At 71.9% G+C, this 2,019-nt stretch carries 3 protein-coding genes; all 3 read left to right on the forward strand.

Translation table 11 applies throughout. The annotated features are described in order from the left end of the window. The first annotated feature begins 271 nt into the window (after window positions 1-271). Window positions 272-814, forward strand: a complete 543-nt coding sequence (gene ruvC, locus E9998_RS24955) for a crossover junction endodeoxyribonuclease RuvC (RefSeq protein WP_136532465.1) — start codon at window positions 272-274, stop codon at window positions 812-814. Next, window positions 811-1,410 (forward strand): Holliday junction branch migration protein RuvA, encoded by a 600-nt coding sequence (gene ruvA / locus E9998_RS24960; protein ID WP_136532466.1) that lies wholly within the window; start codon window positions 811-813, stop codon window positions 1,408-1,410. Before ruvC ends, ruvA begins: the two co-directional genes overlap by 4 nt. A gap of 3 nt (window positions 1,411-1,413) precedes the next feature. Continuing rightward, a partial coding sequence (locus E9998_RS24965) for an AAA family ATPase (protein WP_136532467.1) occupies window positions 1,414-2,019 on the forward strand: 606 nt, incomplete at its 3' end.

Here is a 2,019-nt window from a genome sequence, read left to right on the forward strand (position 1 = left end):
CACAGAGAGTCCAAACCGGTGGTGTGCGGAGCGTCGATGGGGCGCCGGATTCGCGGCCCGCCCTGTTCGCCGATGAGCGGCGAGCGCGGAGTGTCCGGCCTCTTACTACGTAACCATGCAGCTAGCCGACCGGCAAGTGGTTTATGGGCAAGGCCACGCGAGTCTTCTTCCACCTCCGGCGTCGCACCCGCCGCCGCGCCCCGACGTGCTTCTCTGATGGAGGTCGGACCCTCCGGATAAGCTGACGCGAACCGAGCGACTGGAGGAGCGCGTGCGCGTGATGGGGATCGACCCGGGCCTGACCCGCTGCGGCGTCGGGGTCGTCGAAGGACGCCCGGGAGCGCCGGGCACCATGGTCGCCGTCGACGTCGTACGCACCGATCCCGAAGCGCCCCTTGCCGACCGGCTGCTGGCCCTCGACAACGGACTGCGGGCCCTCCTGGAGGCCCACCGGCCCGAGGCCGTCGCCGTCGAACGCGTCTTCAGCCAGCACAATGTGGCCAGTGTCATCGGCACCGCCCAGGCCTCGGGCATCGCCCTGCTCGCCGGGGCCCGCCTCGGCCTGCCCACCGAGACCTACACCCCCTCCGAAGTGAAGAACGCCGTGTGCGGCAACGGCACCGCCGACAAGCGCCAGGTCACCAGCATGGTCACCCGCATCCTGCGGCTCAAGGAGGCGCCCAAGCCCGCCGACGCCGCCGACGCGCTGGCCATCGCCATCTGCCACCTGTGGCGCGGCGGGGTCAAGGCCCGGATCGCCGAGGCCGCCGCCCGCTCGCAGGCCGCACCGACACCCAGGGGGAACCTCCGATGATCGCCCAGCTCACCGGAACCGTCGCCGCCGTGGGGGAGGCCTACGCGGTGGTCGACGTCAACGGCGTCGGCTACGCCGTCCACGCCGGAGCGCACACCCTCGCGAACCTCAAGGTCGGCTCCGAGGCCGTCCTGGCGATCTCCACGATCGTCCGCGAGGACTCGATCACCCTGCACGGCTTCAACACCGCCGAGGAGCGCGACCTGTTCGAACTGCTCCAAGGCGCCCAGAAGATCGGCCCGCGCATCGCCCGGGACGCCATCGAGTCGCTGCGCCCCGAGGTCATCCGCCACGCCATCGCCACCGGCGACACCACGACGCTCTCGCGCATCCCCGGCGTCGGCAAGAAGAGCGCCGAGCGGATCGTCCTCGACCTCGCCGACAAGGTCGGCCCCGTCGACCTCGGCGGCGTCCCCAAGCAGGCCGGCGGGCGCCCCGGCGGCTGGCGCACCCAGGTCAGCCAGGGCCTCCAGGCCCTCGGCTGGACCGCCAAGGAGGCCGACTCCGCGATCGAGCAGCTCGACGCCGAAGGCGCCGACGGCACCGACGTGCCCACGCTCCTCAAACAGGCCATCCGGCTCCTGGGGAAGCGGTAGCGCATGGACCAGCCCGAGGACTTCACCCCCGAGCAGTGGGACGCGGCCCTGACAGCCGCCGAGGCCACCGAGCTCGACCGACTCGTCGAAGAGGGCATCAGGCCCGGCAAACTCGACGACGTCATCGGCCAGACCCGCGTCCGCGAGCAGATCAGCCTCCTCCTCGAAGGCGCCCGCCGCCGCGGCTCCTCGCCCGACCACCTGCTCCTGTCCGGCCCCCCGGGCCTGGGCAAGACCACCCTCGCCATGATCGTCGCCGCCGAACTCGGCGTCGGCCTGCGCCAGACCTCCGGCCCCGCCATCGAGCGCTCCGGCGACCTCGCCGCGATCCTCACCAGCCTCGGCCCGAACGAAGTCCTCTTCATCGACGAGATCCACCGCATCGCCCGCCCCGCCGAAGAGCTCCTGTACACCGCGATGGAGGACTTCCGCGTCGACGTCATCGTCGGCAAGGGCCCCGGCGCCACCGCGATCCCGCTCGAACTCGAACCGTTCACGCTCGTGGGCGCCACCACCCGCGCCGGGCTCCTCACCGGGCCGCTGCGCGACCGCTTCGGCTTCCTCGGCCAGCTGGAGTTCTACGACCCCGGCGAACTGGAGGCGATCGTG

This window comes from Glycomyces paridis (assembly GCF_004912155.1).
GTDB classification, from domain to species: Bacteria; Actinomycetota; Actinomycetes; order Mycobacteriales; family Micromonosporaceae; genus Glycomyces; species Glycomyces paridis.

Coding starts and splice junctions, on each gene's coding strand:
- ruvA (WP_136532466.1), top strand. CDS start 811: ATGATCGCCCAGCTCACCGGAACCGTCGCCGCCGTGGGGGAGGCCTAC.